This is a genomic window from Bosea sp. Tri-49, assembly GCF_003952665.1.
Classification (GTDB): domain Bacteria; phylum Pseudomonadota; class Alphaproteobacteria; order Rhizobiales; family Beijerinckiaceae; genus Allobosea.
Genome location: NZ_CP017947.1, coordinates 142683 through 160142, shown reverse-complemented (window position 1 = coordinate 160142; position 17460 = coordinate 142683). Strand labels below are relative to the sequence as shown.

The 17460-nt window shown below is 63.6% G+C and carries 15 protein-coding genes; 12 read left to right on the top strand and 3 right to left on the bottom strand.

The genetic code is table 11. The features are described from left to right. Positions 1 to 140 precede the first annotated feature (140 nt). Together BLM15_RS29770 and BLM15_RS29765 are read left to right on the top strand one after the other, a co-directional pair. On the top strand, positions 141 to 1796 hold the full coding sequence (locus BLM15_RS29770; protein ID WP_126116542.1) for a cytochrome P450: 1656 nt from the start codon (positions 141 to 143) through the stop codon (positions 1794 to 1796). Between the two features lie 14 nt (positions 1797 to 1810). Then, positions 1811 to 3151, top strand: coding sequence for a calcium-binding protein (locus tag BLM15_RS29765; protein WP_126116541.1), 1341 nt, complete (start codon positions 1811 to 1813; stop codon positions 3149 to 3151). A 480-nt stretch (positions 3152 to 3631) separates the two neighbouring features. Here BLM15_RS29765 and BLM15_RS29760 read toward each other — a convergent pair whose 3' ends face one another. Both BLM15_RS29760 and BLM15_RS29755 read right to left on the bottom strand, forming a co-directional pair. Then, positions 3632 to 7090 (bottom strand): AAA family ATPase, encoded by a 3459-nt coding sequence (locus tag BLM15_RS29760; RefSeq protein ID WP_126116540.1) that lies wholly within the window; start codon positions 7088 to 7090, stop codon positions 3632 to 3634. After that, entirely contained in the window at positions 7090 to 8385 is a 1296-nt protein-coding gene (locus BLM15_RS29755; protein ID WP_126116539.1) for a metallophosphoesterase family protein, read from the bottom strand. The genes BLM15_RS29760 and BLM15_RS29755 overlap by 1 nt, the downstream gene beginning before the upstream one ends. A gap of 107 nt (positions 8386 to 8492) precedes the next feature. Between BLM15_RS29755 and BLM15_RS29750 the strand changes: the two genes are divergently transcribed. Beyond that, the gene (locus BLM15_RS29750) at positions 8493 to 8627 is read left to right on the top strand and encodes an ATP dependent DNA ligase (RefSeq protein ID WP_236846844.1); all 135 of its coding nucleotides are present in this window, start codon (positions 8493 to 8495) and stop codon (positions 8625 to 8627) included. Positions 8628 to 8761: 134 nt separating this feature from the next. Continuing rightward, entirely contained in the window at positions 8762 to 9022 is a 261-nt protein-coding gene (locus tag BLM15_RS29745) for a hypothetical protein (RefSeq protein WP_126116439.1), read from the top strand. A gap of 202 nt (positions 9023 to 9224) precedes the next feature. Here BLM15_RS29745 and BLM15_RS29740 read toward each other — a convergent pair whose 3' ends face one another. Then, on the bottom strand, positions 9225 to 9542 hold the full coding sequence (locus tag BLM15_RS29740; RefSeq protein WP_126116537.1) for a hypothetical protein: 318 nt from the start codon (positions 9540 to 9542) through the stop codon (positions 9225 to 9227). A 146-nt stretch (positions 9543 to 9688) separates the two neighbouring features. Here BLM15_RS29740 and BLM15_RS29735 point away from each other — a divergent pair, with 146 nt between their 5' ends. The 8 genes from BLM15_RS29735 to BLM15_RS29705 all read left to right on the top strand — a co-directional run bounded on the left by BLM15_RS29735 (position 9689) and on the right by BLM15_RS29705 (position 17445). Continuing rightward, complete coding sequence (locus BLM15_RS29735; RefSeq protein WP_126116536.1) at positions 9689 to 10177, top strand: SOS response-associated peptidase family protein; 489 nt, start codon at positions 9689 to 9691, stop codon at positions 10175 to 10177. 154 nt (positions 10178 to 10331) lie between these two features. Then, positions 10332 to 10967 carry an aldehyde dehydrogenase iron-sulfur subunit PaoA gene (gene paoA / locus BLM15_RS29730; protein WP_126116535.1) on the top strand — a complete coding sequence of 212 codons (636 nt, stop codon included), beginning with the start codon at positions 10332 to 10334 and terminating at the stop codon, positions 10965 to 10967. After that, entirely contained in the window at positions 10964 to 11914 is a 951-nt protein-coding gene (locus tag BLM15_RS29725; RefSeq protein ID WP_126116534.1) for an FAD binding domain-containing protein, read from the top strand. The genes paoA and BLM15_RS29725 overlap by 4 nt, the downstream gene beginning before the upstream one ends. A gap of 3 nt (positions 11915 to 11917) precedes the next feature. Further along, positions 11918 to 14125 carry an aldehyde oxidoreductase molybdenum-binding subunit PaoC gene (gene paoC, locus BLM15_RS29720; protein WP_126116533.1) on the top strand — a complete coding sequence of 736 codons (2208 nt, stop codon included), beginning with the start codon at positions 11918 to 11920 and terminating at the stop codon, positions 14123 to 14125. A 255-nt stretch (positions 14126 to 14380) separates the two neighbouring features. Continuing rightward, positions 14381 to 15457: an alpha/beta fold hydrolase gene (locus BLM15_RS29715; protein ID WP_126116532.1), complete on the top strand. Its 1077-nt coding sequence runs from the start codon at positions 14381 to 14383 to the stop codon at positions 15455 to 15457. Positions 15458 to 15595: 138 nt separating this feature from the next. Beyond that, positions 15596 to 16645: a class I SAM-dependent methyltransferase gene (locus BLM15_RS29710; RefSeq protein ID WP_126116531.1), complete on the top strand. Its 1050-nt coding sequence runs from the start codon at positions 15596 to 15598 to the stop codon at positions 16643 to 16645. 140 nt (positions 16646 to 16785) lie between these two features. After that, complete coding sequence (locus BLM15_RS31505; protein ID WP_164985403.1) at positions 16786 to 16947, top strand: hypothetical protein; 162 nt, start codon at positions 16786 to 16788, stop codon at positions 16945 to 16947. A 174-nt stretch (positions 16948 to 17121) separates the two neighbouring features. Beyond that, positions 17122 to 17445 carry an acylphosphatase gene (locus BLM15_RS29705; RefSeq protein ID WP_126116530.1) on the top strand — a complete coding sequence of 108 codons (324 nt, stop codon included), beginning with the start codon at positions 17122 to 17124 and terminating at the stop codon, positions 17443 to 17445. Positions 17446 to 17460: the final 15 nt, after the last annotated feature.

The window sequence follows — 17460 nt, the reverse complement described above, 5'->3', positions numbered from 1 at the left end:
ACAGACACGATCAAGGACAAGCCTGATCCCGTTGAATTTCGGGTAAATTTCGGATGTTTTTCGTTCGGGTTTCAGGACGGGTGCCGTCACGTTCTGCCTAGTTCCGCGCAAGGGTTGTGTCGCCCTGCCGGAGACCCGTTATGAAGAGCGCCGCGGCACTCCTGAAACTGTACGAATGCCTCTATGGTTTCGTCATCACAATTGTGCTTGTCGTGGCAATCTTGGCCTTTGCCCGGATGCTGTCTTCCCCCGAAGCATGGCTTCTCGTGGCGCTCGCCCCGGTCGGCGTCTTGGCGCTGGGTGTGGCGTTCCGATGCCTCGAGCTTCGACGATATGCCCACATTCCCGGCCCGAAGCCGTCGTTCTTCGTCGGGAGCCTTAAGTTTCTCCTCCTCCACAATCATGGCGCTCGTGATCGGGCGCTGGTGGAGTTGCATCGGGTGTACGGCCCGGTCGTGAAGATCCACATGGCGTGGGGCAACACGCCGTTTGTATCGCTTTCGGTCGCGCCGAAGGACCTTGGCCATAAGGACATGGATTCAAACCGGGTTGCCGATAGCACCGTGCTGCCTCGAAGCTTGATGGGCTTGAGGAGGGGCGAGAGGCATACCGCCCATCGGCAACAGATGAATCCGCAGTTTACACCAAAAGCCGTGCAGCAAGGTGCTGGTCGTCTGGAGGAAGTCTCGGCGCTTTATCTCCGAAGCTGGCGATCCGGGCAGACCCGGCATGGCAGCTTGAAGGCCGACCTCCATTACTGGAGCGCGACTAGCCTGGGTTCATTCCTCTGCGGCGACGAGTGGGAGCACCGGTCGGACCTCGGCGCATATCTGGCTGCCATTGGAGAGCTTGAGGAGGCGATCAGCTTCCGGGCGTTTCATCCCTTCTTCGTGCGATGGCTGTTCCCGATCAGAGCGAGGCGGGCAAGAGCCGCATATCGCTACCTCTTCACACATCTTGAGGCCGTTCTGGAGCGACGGCTGCAACGCGGTTTGGGCGGTGGAGGGAACGAGCCGTGGGATGTGCTGGAAAGGCTTGTCAGGCTGAAGCTTGATCCAGGCGCCACGGTGACCTGGAGTCACCACGAATGCGTCGAGGAGTTGATCTCGCTCGTTGCCGGAGGAACCGACGCCATGAGCTACACCATGGCCCAGGCGCTCTACCTGCTTTCCCGCAATCCGCATGTACAGGACGAGGCCCGAGCCCGCGTGCTCGAGGCAGGAGATGCAGGCAAGATCGCAGGGGATCCCTTCGTGCTGAACATCGTCCACGAAACGATGCGCCTATTTCCGCCGGTTCCGTTTAGCTCGAAGATATCCGAGACGCGTTCGATGGAGGTGGAGGGGATCAGCATCCCGGCCAAGACGAATGTGATGTGGATGAAGACCGCCGTAGGCCTGAACGAAGCACTCTTCGCGGACGCGCGGCTATTCAGCCCCTGCCGATTCGCTGCGGGACCAGGCGGTGAGCGACCCGCCGCGTCAATCGCAAGCGCCATGCCGTTCGGCGCGGGAGCGCGACACTGCATTGGGCGCCATCAGGCCGAATACCTGTTAACGCGCTTCCTGAGCACCCTGATCCAGGAGTTTGAACTGGTGCCACTGCACGACGTCGCCGTGACCTTCTCTGCGACGGTTTCGGTGACGCCATCATCCGTGCCGGTACAATTGGTTCCGCTGTCAACGTCCCCTGATATCCCACCCAAAGCGGCCACTACTGGCCGATCAAAAGTCCTAGCGAACCGAGGCGATCCCGTAACGGAAAGTTGTAATGTCGCGACAGCGCTTAAATTCTAAATAAGGATGGTTTAATGTCGTTTTCAAACAAGAGAATCTATCAAGGCGTTGCAGGTCGGTCTGAAATTTTTGACGTACCTAACTTAGCAACGGATATCTTTTCCTTTGATGGCGATGACTATATTTTTGCAAGTGCAAAAATTGACTATATCGAAGGCGGGTCACAAGAGGATTATATTATTGCTTTCGGCGGCAATGATGTTGTCTACGGCGATAATTCTGCAAGTGGACGTGACGGTGATATCGTTGGAAGCTTGACTGTTGAGGCAGATGTCATTCTCGGCGGGATTGGAAACGACCTGATATTTGGTCAATCGGGCTTCGACTACGTGAATGGCGAAGGTGGTGATGATACCATTTTCGGGGGGCTGGGAGACGATTTTCTACAAGGCGGGACCGGGGCGGACACTATTTTCGGCGGCGCCGGCAACGACACGATCTACGGCGGCGGAACGTTTTCCGTGCCGGCTGGCTACGCCAAGACGGTCAACTACACCAACAACGGCATCTCGGACCTGCCGGAAGTGAGCAGCAAGGCCAGCACTTTCGGGGAAATCGGCGATGCCGACACCGGCGCGGATGTGCTTGATGGCGGCGATGGCGACGACACCATCGTCGGCAATGCCGGCAACGACTATCTCGATGGCGGGCGCGGCAGCGACACGCTCGATGGCGGTGCGGATAATGACGCGCTCCTGGGCGGCTCCGGCATCGACACGCTGCTCGGCGGAGCAGGCACGGATTATCTCGATGGCGCAGCCGATAGCGACCAGCTCGACGGCGGCGCTGGCGCCGACTGGCTTGTCGGCGGGTCCGGCTTCGACTTCGCGCGCTATGACGGCTCGCTCAATGGTGTCGTGGTGCGGCTCGATGTCGGCATGGGCGTCGGCGGCGATGCCCAGGGCGATACGCTGCTAGGCGTCGAGGCCCTGACGGGGTCGGTCGAGCAGGACTACCTGATCGGCGACGGCAACATCAATCACCTGTACGGCCAGCTCGGTAATGACTGGCTCTATGGCCAGGGCGGGGCCGACCAGCTTTTCGGCGGCGAAGGCTCCGACCAGCTCATCGCCGGGGCCGGCAAGGATTATTCCGCTGGTGGCGCCGGCAATGACCAGTATTGGACGCTCGCTGCGGATTTCGAGGCCGGGATCTTCGACGTCGTCGACGGCTTCGGCGAGAGCGCCAACAATTTCGACTATCTGCGTTTCGAGGGCATCGGAGCCGGGCAGCTCACCTTCACCAATAGCGGCAGCAGCGTCGTCATCAGCACGACCGCGCTCGGCGGCTCTGGCGGCATCATCGTCACCAACTTCACCGCGGCCCAGCTCGGCGATCAGCTGATCTTCGCCTGAGCGGCAAACTGGACATGGGCCGCCGCCAGCCTTTGAGGTGGCGGCGGGCTTTTTCCCTTCTAGCCGCCGCGCCGGAGCGACTGGCGCGCGGCTCGACCGAAATGCCGCTCTGCTCGCCGCCGGCGCCGACACCAGGCTCAGCCAGACCGTCAGCTTCGGCATGCGCGTCGATTCGGAACTCTCCGGGAACACCCGCCGCATCGGGGGAACTGCACAGCTCAGGGTCAGCTTTTGAGCCAAGCGACAGCGTTTGGACCGCAGCTGGTTGACGTCGTCCGGGTGCGGAGCGAATAGCCCGTCTTTGGGGCTCTGCCTCGCAGGGCTCTTCACTGGTTGACCTACCCACAAGCGGACATTCTGGATATCGGGAATGGGCCAACTCCGGCTGCCCGGTTGCGGGCCTCAGGATACTGCCCGAAAGCAGACTCCCTCGATGTCAGCAATGGGCCATTTACGGAAGCGCCTCCTGTTCGCTCCGTCTCACATGGGCAGGTTGTGCACGGTAATGGCGGGGCACATCCCGCGAGCAATGTCGATCAGGTGGCGGTGATGAGTAGCCACGATCACCTGCCCAGTCTTAGCCATCTCGGCGAGAAGACGGCACGCCTCCTCTGAGCGGAAATCGTCGAAGGTCTCGAGGATGTCATCGGCGATGAACGGCAGCGAGGGACGGGTCTTGGCGAACTCGTGATAGCCCGCGATGCGCAGGGCGAGATAGAGCTGGGCGCGGGCGCCGGTCGACATATCCGTGGCGAGTTTCGATCGGCCTGCAGCCGGGACGCCCACCAGGAGTTCTTTGTCGTCACTGGGCTGGGTGGCGAGGCGCGAATAGGTGCCCTTGGTGATCGTCCGAAAGGCTTCCGAGGCGCGCTGCAGCATCGAGGTGCGGTGCGTATCCCGATAGATCTGAAGCGCCTGGTGAGCGGCCGCGATACCTAATTTCAGACGAGCGAAGCGGATGGCCTTGTCTTCAAGCTCGACCAGCAATGTCCGGCGCTCCTCGTCGAGACGTGCGACCGCATCATCGCCACCGATCGCCGCGAGCGCGCGATCTGCCTGGATATGTCGAGCATGAAGGTCGTGAGCTTCGCGATCCTGGCCTTCGATCCGCGCTGCGAGTGTGGCCGCCTCGGCTTCAAGCTGTGATCGATCAAGATCGGTGAGGATCGCTTCAGCGGCGTCTACCGTCTCGGACCGACACGCAGCGGTAACGCGCTGGTCAAGTAGCCTTAGCTGGCGCTCGAGCTCCGAGCGGCGATTGGCCTGCTCGATCTTGCCACTGACTTCGACCAGCGAATCGACGTCGAAGAAAGAGGTGAAGGTGGATGCTTCAGCCTCATGAAGCGCGACAGCCTCCATGGCTTGCCGATGCGCTGTCTCGGCCTGTTCGAGGTCGGCCCGCTTGCCGCGACGCTTTTCGTCGTTCAAGCGCGCGAGCTCGAGTTGCCGGCGCAGGCTTGCGGCGAGTTTGAGAGGATCGTCATCTGCGGCGAGGCCGAGCGTGCTGGCGATGGATTGTACCGCCTGGACGAACTGGTCCTGATCCCGCCTCATCGCCTCGATGCGGTGGCTGAGGCTTTCGCGCTCGACCTCCAACGGCGGGATCTCTGCAAGGTGGGAAAGGATTTGGCTGATCTCGTCGGGTCCGGGTCGGGAGGAGACCTCACCCAGCCAGCAGGATCCGACGGCAGCATCCCAATCCCGTTGCCATTCGTCATCAATGGACTGCGCGTCGCCGAAATCGCGCTTGCGCGCGCCAAGCTCGGCCGTAAGACTGTCCACTGCCTTCTCAGCATTAGCGAACTCCGTCAGGCGCTTCTTTTGCTGATCGACAACCGTCTGCAGGCTGAGGAGAAGGGTGTCGAAGGCGGTGTCGACCGCCATGATCCCAGCTGTCTTCAGGGCCGATGCGAGCCGCTCGATCTGGGCTTTAGCGTCGTCCTGGACAGATTGGAGTTCGTTTGAGGCCCCCTTGAGGCCGGCGGCGAGTTCGAGCGCCGAGACGCGGCGTGGCAGCCAACGGTCGAGTTCGGCTAGGTGCATGTCTGACGGCAATCCGATGACGGTCAGAGCACCTCCGATCTCGCCCTGCAGCACCCTCTTCAAATCGAGCGCCTCGCTGTGGAGCTCGTCGGCCCGCTTCAGTTTTGCGGAGGTGGTCGCACTTGCCTGGACAGCTTGGCGGAGGTCGGCAGCCTGGCTTGTCTGGCTGAGCCGGGCATCGATGATCCCGTCGTCGTGCCGCAGCGAACTTTCGAAGGCTTCGGCCGTGATCTGATCCATGGCTTGGCGATGGGTGCGCCAGGCGTCATCACGCCTGGCCCGGGAGGCATGGGCGGCCGCATCATCGACAAGTCCGGTCGCGGTCTTGATTGAGTCGATTTTCGCGGCGAGCTCGACGGCGGCATTGGTCAGGCCCTCGATTTCGGAGCGGCGCGTAGCCAGGGATTGCCGGATGGTTTCAGCCCGACCGCGCCAGTCTTCGATCTGCTCTGACGTGGGCACTCGGATCAATCCGAGCTGATCGATATCACCGGACCACGGGCTGAGCTGTGAGAGCTGGTTCGCGAGCTTCTCCTGGAGGTCGGCGACAAGACGGCGAGCTGCTTTTTCGCGGGCGACGTGATCGCTTACCCGGGTCTGATCGAGAATGAACTGAAGCCGCGCCGCCGACTCCGGATCGGGCTTGGTCGACCCGAACCCTTCGAGGACCTGTTTTGCCGCGGCGAGCGTCTCGCTGGCACGGGTGTGTTCTTTGGTGGCGGACTGGAGCCGTTCATGGATGCCGGATCGTCGATCGATGAGGCCACGAAGCTTTCCGACAAGCGATGCAGGCAGAACCAGTTGCGAGGGGTCCGCCTCCGGACGGTCGAGCCGCTCCGCGACCTTTTTGAGACTGCCGGAGATGACGGCGAGCTCGGATTGCCGCTTCGCGATATCGAGTGCAGCGACATAGCGCGCCTCTCCGGAGTGCAGGGCGTCGATCGACGAGCCCGCGTCGATGATGGATTGCTCCGCCTGAATGCTGTCCCGCTCCTGCCGGATCCGCTCGACGCTCGCCGCGGCGATTTCGGATGCGGCTTTGAGGCGGCCATCTGCGGCGATGAGTTCCGGCAGACGCTCACCCCAGGCGGCAGGCGGTTGCGGCACATCAGCCAAGCTCGATAAATCCAGGCGAATGGCTCTGATGGATGCGAGATCCGGCAAGGCGGAGAGATGGCGATTGATCTCGTCGAGACGGAGCTTCGACGTGCTGCGCTCGGTCAACGCCGTCTCGTATTTTGCCGCCGCGTCGTCCCGATCCTGGACGAGCTGAGCATAGGTCGAAGCGAGAACGTTGATCTCGTCCTTCCTGGCTTTCAGCGCATCGAGCTTGGCTTTGAAGGTCGAGAGTTCGGTCGACCGCGCACGGGTCCTGTGAAAGGTGTCGGCGGTCTCCTGCAGCTCGATGAGCATCGATCCGAAGGCGGAAAGGCCGGCGCTTGCGGAGAAGAGCAGTTGTCCGAGTTCGCCCTGGCTGGCGAGGATGCTTTCGCCGCCGAGACGCAGCGTCTCCTCATCGAGGCAGAACATCATTCGATAGGCTTCGCGAGTGATGCCAGACAGGCCGGCCGTCAGCACGCCTTCGTCGATTGCTTGGCCGGCCGCATCACGGAGTCGCGCGCCGCGTTTGACGCGCACCACCTCGCGCGTACCGCTTGGCAAGTCGAGCGCTGCCCCGATCTGCATGGTGTCGTAGCCGTGCAGGAAATCGTAAGGCGAGCGCTGGGCGATGCCAAAGAACAGGTCGACGATGGCGGTCGTAAGCGTGGACTTGCCAGCTTCATTGGCGCCGACGATCAGGTGGAAATCAGGTTGGCCATCCTCAAGGCTGCCGAAGTCGAGCGAATGGTCGGTGAAGCGACCGAAGCGGGTGAGGTCGAGACGCCTGATCCGCATCAGACCCGCGGCTCCTGATCGGCTCCATGCAGATGGGCGATGACGTCGAGCGCGCCATCGTTGCTCAGCTGCCCGACAAGCTTTTCGAAGCTGGCCTTATCCTCTCCAAACATCCTGTGAAGCTCTCGGGGGAGTGCTCCTCTCAGCTCCGAGACGATCTCGCTGGCCTGAAGCCGGTAGGAGTCTGATTTCAGGACGTCTTCAGTGATGAGCTGCGACAACTCCGCCACGGCGCCGGCGGCGTTGAGCGCTGCCCCGTGAGATGCGGCGCAGTCAGAGCTGACCTTCTCGATCCAGGTGTTGCCTACAATGGCAGCCTGCTGCTCGGCTTCGGCGAGCAGCAGCTCGGTGTCTCGGCGCAGTCGCCAGGTCAGGGGCGTTGCGCCGGTGAGCATGACGCGGGCGATCAGGTGATCGGAAACGGTAGCGTCCCGTTCGGTCGCCAACTTGCGGCCGACCGCTCGGATCGCGTCCGACCAGTCGTCGACGCCAGACAAATCGATCGAGACGCGCTCGAATTGAGCCGTGCTGGTGCGGTGCTCCTGGATCTGTATAGCGCCGTCGTCGCTGATCGTGACGAGACTGACGGATTTGGGGCCGCTCTCGTTGATGTCTCGCCCCTGAGGGATGCCGGGCATCACGATGGCAGGTTTGTCGAGGTAAACCTGTCGCTTATGAACGTGTCCGAGCGCCCAATACTCGAAGCCGGCGGCGGCGAGTTCCGTGACGCTGCACGGCGCATAGCGATCATGGCCTTCGGCGCCGGCGAGGCTGGTGTGCAGCAGCCCGATATTGATCGCGCCGTCGACCGGCGGCTTGAACTTCGGCAGCAGGCTCTCGGGAGCGTGCGGCCGCGGGAAGCTGATCCCGTGGACGACGATGTCCCGACGGCCCGGTTGGCTGGGCAGGAGAACGGCGCCAGCCGAGCCTTTGAAGAAGGTCACGCTCTCGGGAAAGACGAGCTCTTTGGTGATCCGGGACTCCGCATCGTGGTTGCCGCGGATGCCGAAGGTGAGGATGCCGGCATCATGGAGCCGGCGAAGCTGAGCGGCGATAAAGCCTGCCGTCTTCATGGAGGTCTGGTCGCCGTCGTAGAGGTCTCCCGAAATCAGGAGTGCGTCGACCTTTTCGTCCAGGCAGAGATCAACGGTTGCGACAAAAGCTTTCCGGGTGGCGTTCGCGACCAAATCCGCGAGCTCGGGGTTTCGCAGCGCCAAGGACTTGAGCGGCGCATCGATATGCAGGTCCGCGCAGTGAACGAAGCGAAAGCTGGAAATGGCGGTTCGGGCTCCCATCCCGTCAGAATTTTTGCTGACCGAGCATACGCGAAGGCGAATCCCGTCGGTAGGAACGGCGGCGAATTGTCCGCTGCAATTTTGTTCGCGGCATCGCCGGTAAGGGCGTGATCTGGGTGAAGCCGGAGCTAGCGGCCGAGATTGCCTATCGCGGTTGGACGCATGACGAGAAGCTGCGCCATGCGTCGTTCAAAGGCCCGCGCGACGGAGCGGACAAGGTCACCGTCTTCCGGCTGTCCTGACCTCCACGCGGCGCGTCCTGATACGTAGACAAGGAGCCGGAAACGGCGCTCCATTGGCTGGCCGTTGTCTCCATACCGCTTTTGGAAATAACCGCGTGCGGCGCGTGTTGACGCCGCCAGGCGGGAGACAGGCTATGCTTACCGGGAAAGGCTACCTAAACCTGCGCGATGGGCACAAGACTGAGGTCTCCTACCAGTTCGCCGCCGATTACGACGGCCACCGAGCCGGTTATCTGCACTTCGACACAGCCGCATTCGATGACATCTCGTTTTGTCGTCGGCTGATCGTCGATTGCGATGACGGCTCGTCCGTCGTGGTCGCGGTTTTGAACCGCGGTGACAAGCATCTGGCGGTAACAGGCCGCGTGCTGGCGCTCCCGGTGATTACAGACTAACAGAGAAAAGCTGGCACGTGGCGCCTTAGTAGCTCTTCGTTCCGGCGAATTCCGCTAGGCATTATTGCCGCCTGTTGTGGGCCGGCGAACCGAGGCCGGCGTCCTATATGGCCGCTTTGGCGCTAAATCTTGATGGGCGCAGACTTCACGTTTCCCTCATGGCCGAGCGAGCGTGTTCGAGTAGCCTCCGCGCGTTTTTTAATCATTCGGGGTCGTTTGTGCGAACGACCGGAGCAGAGCTGAGCGCACTGATTGCTGATTTCATCATGCGCTCCATCTCAAACTCGGACAGCGCGTTCTTCTCGATCAAGATGGCGATCAGCGCATTGAGCTGGGCGTGCGTCGCCAATACGGCAGCGCCCGTAACGTCGACCCCCTCATACATCAGCCCCTCCCGTCCCCATCGGGAGTCAAGCACGCTGGGGTTGTGGTGTCGGCCGAGCGGGAATATTTCGCGTGGCTCGACGCGCGCAGCGCGACGTTCAGAATAGACAGCCTGCCGGAATTCGGCTTCGTTCAAGCGAGCATTAAGAATCGCTCCCTGGCGGAGGCATTTGTCGCCGCACATGGCGGCTCGCTTCTGACTAATCAGGAGGTCGGCGACTGCCTCTATGGCGGGGAGCCGGTCAAGGCGAGCTTCATCCGTCGGAGCCGGAGACGCGAGGCATGTGCAACCTCTACAGCCACACCCGCAACGTAGAGGCGATGCGCAAGCTGTTTGCGCCGTTTAACGACGGCGGCGCTAACTTCGCCAACCTGCCGCCACAGCCCAACATTAATCCCGACCGGCCTGCTCCGATCATTCGGAACGCTGAAGCGGGACCAGAGCTGGCCATGGTCCGCTGGGGTATGCCGTCCTCCCGCAAGGCTCTGTATGACGCAGCGAGCGAGCGCGCCGAGCAGCTGCGCGCGAAGGGCAAGCCGGTGGATTTTGAGGAGCTGGTGCGTCTGGAACCGGACCGGGGGACGACGAATATCCGGCGAACTGACAGCAAACATTGGCAGCGCTGGCTAGGCGCCAGGAGCGGACGTTGGTACGCTGCCCCGGGAGTGGACATTCTACAAAGGAAAGTCGAGAGCGCTTGCGAGCGCTACCGCGGAGCGGAGAATTCAACTGCCGATCGGCAGGCCGAGCGAGAACTTGAGAGCCGGTGAGGGTGCCGAAGAAGCGCCTCTGACGATTTCGTGCGCGGCTTTGTTTGGAACAAGGATGAACTAGCGGCGGGCTTAACCGTTCTCCTTCGCAACAGCGCGACCCTTCCGATCGCGGATCGTCGCTGCATGTCCTTCTGCGAACCGGAGGCGCGAAATGCCAACATCCGAACAGCTGAGCCTGAACCGGCGCGATCTGATCGTCGTCGCCGGCGCCTGTGCCGCCTTGCCGGTCATGTCGGGCGGGGCGCGCTCCCAGCCTGCTCCGGTCGGGGAGCCGGTGAAGGCGCAAGTGTCGTTCAGCGTCAACGGTGCAGCCCGGACCCTCGACCTCGATACTCGTACGACCTTGCTCGATGCCTTGCGCGAGCACCTGCACCTGACCGGCACCAAGAAGGGTTGCGACCACGGCCAGTGCGGGGCCTGCACGGTGATCGTCGACGGCCAGCGCATCAACTCATGCCTGACGCTGGCGATCATGCACCCGAATGCGAGCGTCACGACGATCGAGGGGCTCGGCAGCACCGAGCGGCTGCATCCCATGCAGGCCGCCTTTGTCAAGCATGACGGATTCCAGTGTGGCTACTGCACGCCGGGTCAGATCTGCTCGAGCGTCGCCATGCTCGAGGAGATCAAGGCCGGTATTCCGAGCCATGTCACGGCTGATCTGGGCGCGGCGACGCAGGTCACGGAAGCAGAAATCCGCGAGCGCATGAGTGGCAATATCTGCCGCTGCGGGGCCTATTCCAACATCGTCGAAGCGGTGACCGAGGTCGCGGGGAGGCGGGGATGAGAGCTTTCAGCTACGAACGCGCCGAAACCCCAGCGTCGGCAGCGGCTGCCGCCGCTGGCCGTCCGGAGGCGAAATTCATCGCGGGCGGCACCAATCTGCTCGACCTGATGAAGCTGCAGATCGAGACGCCGACCCATCTCATCGACGTCAACGGGCTGAAGCTCGACCAGATCGAAGCGACCGCCGAAGGCGGCCTGCGCATCGGCGCTTTGGTCCGCAACACGGCGCTCGCCGCCGATGGGCGCGTGCGCCGCGACTATGGCGTGCTCTCGCGGGCGCTGCTCGCCGGCGCGTCGGGGCAGCTGCGCAATCGCGCGACCACGGCCGGCAATTTGCTGCAGCGGACGCGCTGCCCCTATTTCTACGACACCGCCCAGCCCTGCAACAAGCGCCAGCCCGGCAGCGGCTGCTCGGCGGTCCGCGGCTTCTCGCGGCAGCTTGCCGTGATCGGCGGCAGCGAGACCTGCATCGCGACGCATCCCTCCGACATGGCCGTCGCCATGCGAGCGCTCGACGCCAAGGTCGAGACCGTCAAGCCCGACGGTGCGACGCGGGCGATCCCGATCGCCGACTTCCATCGCCTCCCTGGCGACACGCCGCATATCGAGACGGTGCTCGAACCCGGCGAGCTGATCACGTCAGTCACCCTGCCGAAGCCGGCGGGCGGAGCCCAGATCTACCGCAAGGTTCGCGACCGGGCCTCCTATGCCTTCGCGCTGATCTCCGTCGCAGCCGTGATCCAGCGCGACGGCTCTGGCCGAGTTGCGCTGGGCGGCGTCGCACACAAGCCCTGGCGCAGCGAAAGCGCCGAGCGCGAGCTGCCGCGCGGGGCGAAGGCGACGGCGCAAGCGCTGCTCGAAGGCGCAAGGCCGACCCATCACAACGCATTCAAGCTGCCTTTGGTCGAGCGCACGCTGGGCGCCGTCCTGTCCGAAGCAAGGGGCTGAGCCATGAAATTCGACAAGCCCGCAAGCGAGAATCCGATCGACCAGCAGAAGGTCGTCGGCCGGCCGCATGACCGCCTGGACGGGCCGCTGAAGGTCACCGGCGCGGCGCGCTACGCATATGAGCAGCACGATGTCGTCTCGAACCAGGCCTATGGCTACCTAGTCGGCGCCGGCATCGCCAAGGGGCGCATCGCAGCAATCGACACCGAGGCGGCGCGTAATGCGCCTGGCGTTCTCGCGGTCGTCACGGCGGAAGAGGCCGGCACGCTCGAAAAAGGCAAGCGCAACACCGCACGCTTGCTCGCCGGCCCCGAAATCGAGCACTACCATCAGGCTGTGGCCGTCGTGGTGGCCGATAGCTTGGAACAGGCGCGCGCCGCGGCGAGCCTCGTCAAGATAGAATACGCGCCGAGCAAGGGCGCTTTCGATCTCACAGCCGCCAAGGCCGGCGCGAGCGAACCCAAAGGCGATGATCCGAGCCTCGCCGATACCAAGACCGGCGATTTCGCTGGCGCCTTCGCGCAGGCTGAGGTCAAGCTCGACGAGACCTATACGACCCCCGACGAGAGCCATGCGATGATGGAGCCGCATGCGACGCTCGCTGCCTGGGAGGGCGACAGGCTGACGCTCTGGACATCGAACCAGATGGTCGCCTGGGGCGTCGGCGATCTCGCCCAGACGCTCGGCATCCCCAAGGACAACATCCGCATCGTCTCGCCCTTCATCGGCGGCGGCTTCGGCGGCAAGCTCTTCCTGCGGTCCGATATACTGATGGCGGCGCTCGGCGCGAGGGCGGCGCGGCGCCCGGTCAAGCTGGCGCTGCCGCGCCCGCTGATGTTCAACAACACCACGCATCGCCCGGCGACGATCCAGCGTATCCGTATCGGCGCAGGCCGCGACGGCAGGATCACCGCCATCGGCCATGAGAGCTGGTCGGGCGATCTTCCTGGCGGCGGTCCCGAGGTCGCCGTCCAGCAGACGCGGCTGCTCTATGCCGGCGCCAACCGGCTGACGGCTATGCGCCTTGCCGTGCTTGACCTGCCCGAGGGCAATGCGATGCGCGCGCCGGGTGAGGCGCCGGGGCTGATGGCCCTCGAAGTCGCCATGGACGAGATGGCCGCGAAGCTGGGAATGGACCCGATCGCGTTCCGTATCCTCAACGACACGCAGGTTGATCCGGAGAAGCCGGAGCGGCCGTTCTCGATGCGCCGGCTCCAGGACTGCCTCAAGCTGGGCGCCGAGCGTTTCGGTTGGGAGCGTAGATTCGCACGGCCGGCGCAGATGCGCGAGGGGCGCTGGCTCGTCGGCATCGGCGTCGCGGCGGCGTTCCGCAACAATCTGGTGATGAAGTCGGGCGCTCGGGTGCGCCTCGAGAGCGACGGCCGCGTCATCGTCGAGACCGACATGACCGATATCGGCACCGGCAGCTACACCATCATCGGCCAGACCGCGGCCGAGATGCTGGGCGTTTCGCTCGACAGGGTCGAGGTGCGTCTCGGCGATTCCCGCTTCCCGGTCTCCTCCGGCTCTGGCGGGCAATGGGGCGGCAATAGTGCGACGGCGGGCGTCTATGCCGCCTGCATCAAGCTGCGCGAGGCCGTGTCGCAGAGGCTCGGCATCAATTCGAGCGAGGCCGTCTTTGCCGATGGCGAGGTCAGGGCCGGCAATCGCAGCGTGCCGCTGGGCCGCGCTGCAGAGGCAGGACCGCTCACCGGGGAAGACCTGATGGAATATGGCGATCTCGACAAGACGCATCAGCAGTCGACCTTCGGCGCGCATTTCGTCGAGGTTGGTGTCGATGCAGCGACGGCCGAGACGAGGATCAGGCGCATGCTCGCCGTCTGCTCGGCTGGCCGCATCCTCAATCCCAAGACCGCGCGGAGCCAGGTGATCGGCGCGATGACGATGGGGGTGGGCGCGGCGCTGATGGAGGAACTCGCGGTGGACACCCGCCGCGGTTTCTTCGTCAACCATGACCTCGCCAGCTACGAGGTTCCGGTCCATGCCGACATCCCGCACCAGGAGGTGATCTTCCTCGACGAGACCGACCCGATGTCCTCGCCGATGAAAGCGAAGGGCGTTGGTGAGCTCGGCATTTGCGGCGTCGCAGCGGCTGTCGCCAACGCGATCTACAATGCGACAGGCATCCGGGTTCGCGATTATCCTATCACGCTCGATAAGATGCTCGAACGAATGCCGGACGCCGCTTGAGGCGGCGCTCATAGCTTCCCTCTAAGGAGCCGGTCGAGCATGTCCGGTCGGCCCCCTGGGGCCGAACTCGGGTCCGCCGCGATCGATCGAAGATACGGCTAGCGCCATTTGCGGACGTTGAGACGATGCCAGGAAGCGGAACCTTGTCCGCGGGCCGAAAAGCCACGATCCGGTTTTCCGTATTGCAGCGTAAGCCGACTGAACAGCCACCGGACCATCCTGTCGCCTCCCATCCGACTGCGATATCCTCCGACTATGAAGCTTAGCCAGAGCATACGGTTCTGCACATCTGCCGATGGCACTCGCATCGCAGTCGCATCGTGCGGGGAAGGACCGGTGATCCTGCGCGCGGCGCATTGGCTGAGCCACGTCGACTACGACCTCGAAAGCCCAGTCTGGCGCCCCTGGCTTCAGACGCTTTCAGCGCAAAACCGTTTCGTGAGGTACGATCCGCGCGGCTGCGGCCTGTCCGAGCGTTATGTCGCCGATCTTTCGATCGAGGCATGGAACGCAGACCTCGATGCCGTAGCCGAGTCCATCGAGGAACCGCGCTTCGTGCTTCTCGGTCTCTCGCAGGGCGGCGCGCTCGCGGTCGCCTATGCACTCCGTCATCCCGAACGCGTATCGCATCTGGTTCTGCTCAACGCGTATGGCCAAGGCGGAAGGGTTCGCGCGCAGACGGAGGCCGAACGACTGGAGGCCGAGACGCTGGTGAATTTCATCCGCATCGGGTGGGGCCGCGACAATCCGGCATTCTGCCAGTTCTTCACCAATCTCTTCATCCCCGATGGAACGCCCGAACAGCATCGCTGGTGGGGCGATCTCGAGCGCGTTACCGCGAGCGCGGACGTCGCTGCTCAACTGCTTAGCAATATGCAGGGGATCGATGTGGCCGAACTTTCCAGGAAAATCAGCGTCCCGACCCTGATACTCCACAGCCGCGGCGACATGCGCGTGCCGTTCAGCGAGGGCTGCAAGCTCGCGGCCGCGATCCCTGGCGCGCGCTTCGTGCCACTCGAGAGCAAGAACCATGTGCTGTTGCCGGAAGAGCCGGCCTGGGCGGTGTTTCATGCCGAGCTTGCCGCCTTCCTCGGCTGGGACCAGCCCGCACAGCCGCGCGCCATCGCTCAGGCCGGCCTGACGGCCGCCGAAACGGCTATCCTGAAGCTCATCGCAGAGGGGCTCGACAACCGGGCGATCGCGCAGAGGCTCGGCAAGAGTGCCAAGACGGTGCGCAACCAGTTGTCGGTGATCTTCAGCAAGCTCGGCGTGCACAGCCGGTCCCAGGCCATCGTCCTGGCACTCGGCGGCGAGCAGCCCCCGGCCGATTGACGCCGAGCTTGGGACATCTGTCCTTCCGATTGGTCGCATTTCCCCGCCCGCACGGGACTGCCGCCTCATGCACAGCGACCAAGATGGGTCTCATCCTCCAAGCCTGCCAGACCCGTCCAAAGGGTAGGAGGACCCGCCATGACCCAGCTCAACGAAGCGACTCTCAACGAACTCGTCGGCCGCGTGCTCGGTGACATCGGCGGAGCGGTCAGCGTGCCCCTGGTCCGGATCGGTGACGCGCTCGGCCTCTACAGGACGCTGAAGGAGATCGGCCCGGCGACCGCCGACGAGCTTGCCAGCGCAGCCGGATGCGCCAGCCGCTATGTGCGCGAGTGGCTGTCGGCGCAGGCGGCCTCCGGCTATGTGCGCCACGAAGGCGGGACATTCTCGCTGACGCCGGAGCAGTCCTTCATCTTCGCGGAGCCCGACAGCCCGGTCCACCTGATCGGTGCGTTCGACACGGCGGCGGCGATGGTCGAGAACCAGCCGAAGGTGCAGGCGGCGTTCAAGACCGGACGCGGCGTCGCCTGGGGCGAGCAGGCGGGCTGCATGTTCTGCGCGGTGGCGCGGCTGTTCCGTCCGGGTTACGTCAACGCCCTCGTGCAGGACTGGCTGCCGGCGCTCGACGGCGTCGTCGACAGGCTGAAGGCCGGTGCGACAGTCGCCGATGTCGGCTGCGGCCACGGGCTCTCGACCATCCTGATGGCGCAGGCGTTCCCGAAATCACACTTCACCGGATACGACTTCCACCCCGCGTCGATCGCGGCCGCCACCGCGCATGCGCGATCGCACGGGCTGACGAATCTGACATTCGAAGTCGGTCGAGCCCAGGACTTCGGCGGCCGCGACTTCGACCTGATCACCTGCTTCGACTGCCTTCACGACATGGGCGATCCGCAAGCCGCCGCGTCGCATATCCGCAAGGCGCTGAAAGCCGGCGGCACCTGGATGGTGGTCGAGCCGATGGCGGGCGATGCGCTCGACGACAACCTCAATCTGATCGGACGGATCTATTACTCCGCGTCGACGATGATCTGCGTTCCGACCTCGCTGGCGCAGGAGACCGGCCTCGCGCTGGGCGCTCAGGCGGGCGAGAAGCGGATCGCCGAGGTGATCCGCTCCGGCGGGTTCAGGCGGGTGCGCCGCGCCGCGGAGACGCCGCTCAACATGGTACTCGAAGCGACCTGAACGGCGCGGATGGACGCCGCCCCCGGGCTTTCTCATTCCTCGCAGCAATCCGACAATGTTTGTGGTTGTGCCAGGGCGAGTGACGCTCGCCATGCCGATGTTTGTCGTCGCCTTCCCGAACTCACTCAGGAGAGTCCGTCATGCTGAGGGCGCATAAGATCATGATCGAACATGGCAGCGCCCGGGCGATAATGGAGCTCACGGACAAGCGTGAGAAGTCCGGAACCTCGGCTTTCGGACGTTGGCTGCACGAAAAGGACAGCACCGACAAAGGCAAGATCAGGTTCACCAATTTCGGCTGATCTACACCCGAGTCGGTCACTCAACCTCGGCAAATTTGAAGCTCGGGTTGCGCCACTTCCATATATTGGCCCGCCAGCCTGAAGCGGACATTCAAACGAGCGCGCTTTGAGAGTGGTCAAGACTGGGTGTTAGAATTCGTGGAGCGATTTCTCGACGGAAAAGCGCGGGGTCGAATGGAGCTGCACATCAGTATTTCCGGACGGGTCCAGGGAGTTGGCTACCGGCAATGGTTCCGCGGCCGCGCCCTCACAGCTGGCGTAAGCGGTTGGGTGCGCAACTGCGTAGACGGCACCGTGGAAGCAGCGCTTTCCGGTCCTGCCGAAAGTGTCGAGCGATTAGTTCTTGAGGCGCGGCAGGGCCCCCGCGGCGCAGATGTCGAGGACGTTCGTCGCCTAGAAGCAGCACCGCCACGGTTGGATGGTGGAGGCCAGACCTTCTTCATTGCCGCGACCGATAGCATTCCACGACAAGGGCGCGATACTCCTCATTCGCCTTAGCCAAACGCCCTTGAA

Excerpts from the sequence above, each read along its gene's own strand:
- BLM15_RS29765 (WP_126116541.1), top strand. The coding sequence starts at position 1,811 with ATGTCGTTTTCAAACAAGAGAATCTATCAAGGCGTTGCAGGTCGGTCT.
- paoC (WP_126116533.1), top strand. The coding sequence starts at position 11,918 with ATGAAATTCGACAAGCCCGCAAGCGAGAATCCGATCGACCAGCAGAAG.
- paoA (WP_126116535.1), top strand. The coding sequence starts at position 10,332 with ATGCCAACATCCGAACAGCTGAGCCTGAACCGGCGCGATCTGATCGTC.
- BLM15_RS29715 (WP_126116532.1), top strand. The coding sequence starts at position 14,381 with ATGAAGCTTAGCCAGAGCATACGGTTCTGCACATCTGCCGATGGCACT.
- BLM15_RS29725 (WP_126116534.1), top strand. The coding sequence starts at position 10,964 with ATGAGAGCTTTCAGCTACGAACGCGCCGAAACCCCAGCGTCGGCAGCG.
- BLM15_RS29745 (WP_126116439.1), top strand. The coding sequence starts at position 8,762 with ATGCTTACCGGGAAAGGCTACCTAAACCTGCGCGATGGGCACAAGACT.
- BLM15_RS29755 (WP_126116539.1), bottom strand. The coding sequence starts at position 8,385 with ATGGGAGCCCGAACCGCCATTTCCAGCTTTCGCTTCGTTCACTGCGCG.
- BLM15_RS29735 (WP_126116536.1), top strand. The coding sequence starts at position 9,689 with ATGTGCAACCTCTACAGCCACACCCGCAACGTAGAGGCGATGCGCAAG.
- BLM15_RS31505 (WP_164985403.1), top strand. The coding sequence starts at position 16,786 with ATGCTGAGGGCGCATAAGATCATGATCGAACATGGCAGCGCCCGGGCG.
- BLM15_RS29705 (WP_126116530.1), top strand. The coding sequence starts at position 17,122 with ATGGAGCTGCACATCAGTATTTCCGGACGGGTCCAGGGAGTTGGCTAC.
- BLM15_RS29760 (WP_126116540.1), bottom strand. The coding sequence starts at position 7,090 with ATGCGGATCAGGCGTCTCGACCTCACCCGCTTCGGTCGCTTCACCGAC.
- BLM15_RS29770 (WP_126116542.1), top strand. The coding sequence starts at position 141 with ATGAAGAGCGCCGCGGCACTCCTGAAACTGTACGAATGCCTCTATGGT.
- BLM15_RS29710 (WP_126116531.1), top strand. The coding sequence starts at position 15,596 with ATGACCCAGCTCAACGAAGCGACTCTCAACGAACTCGTCGGCCGCGTG.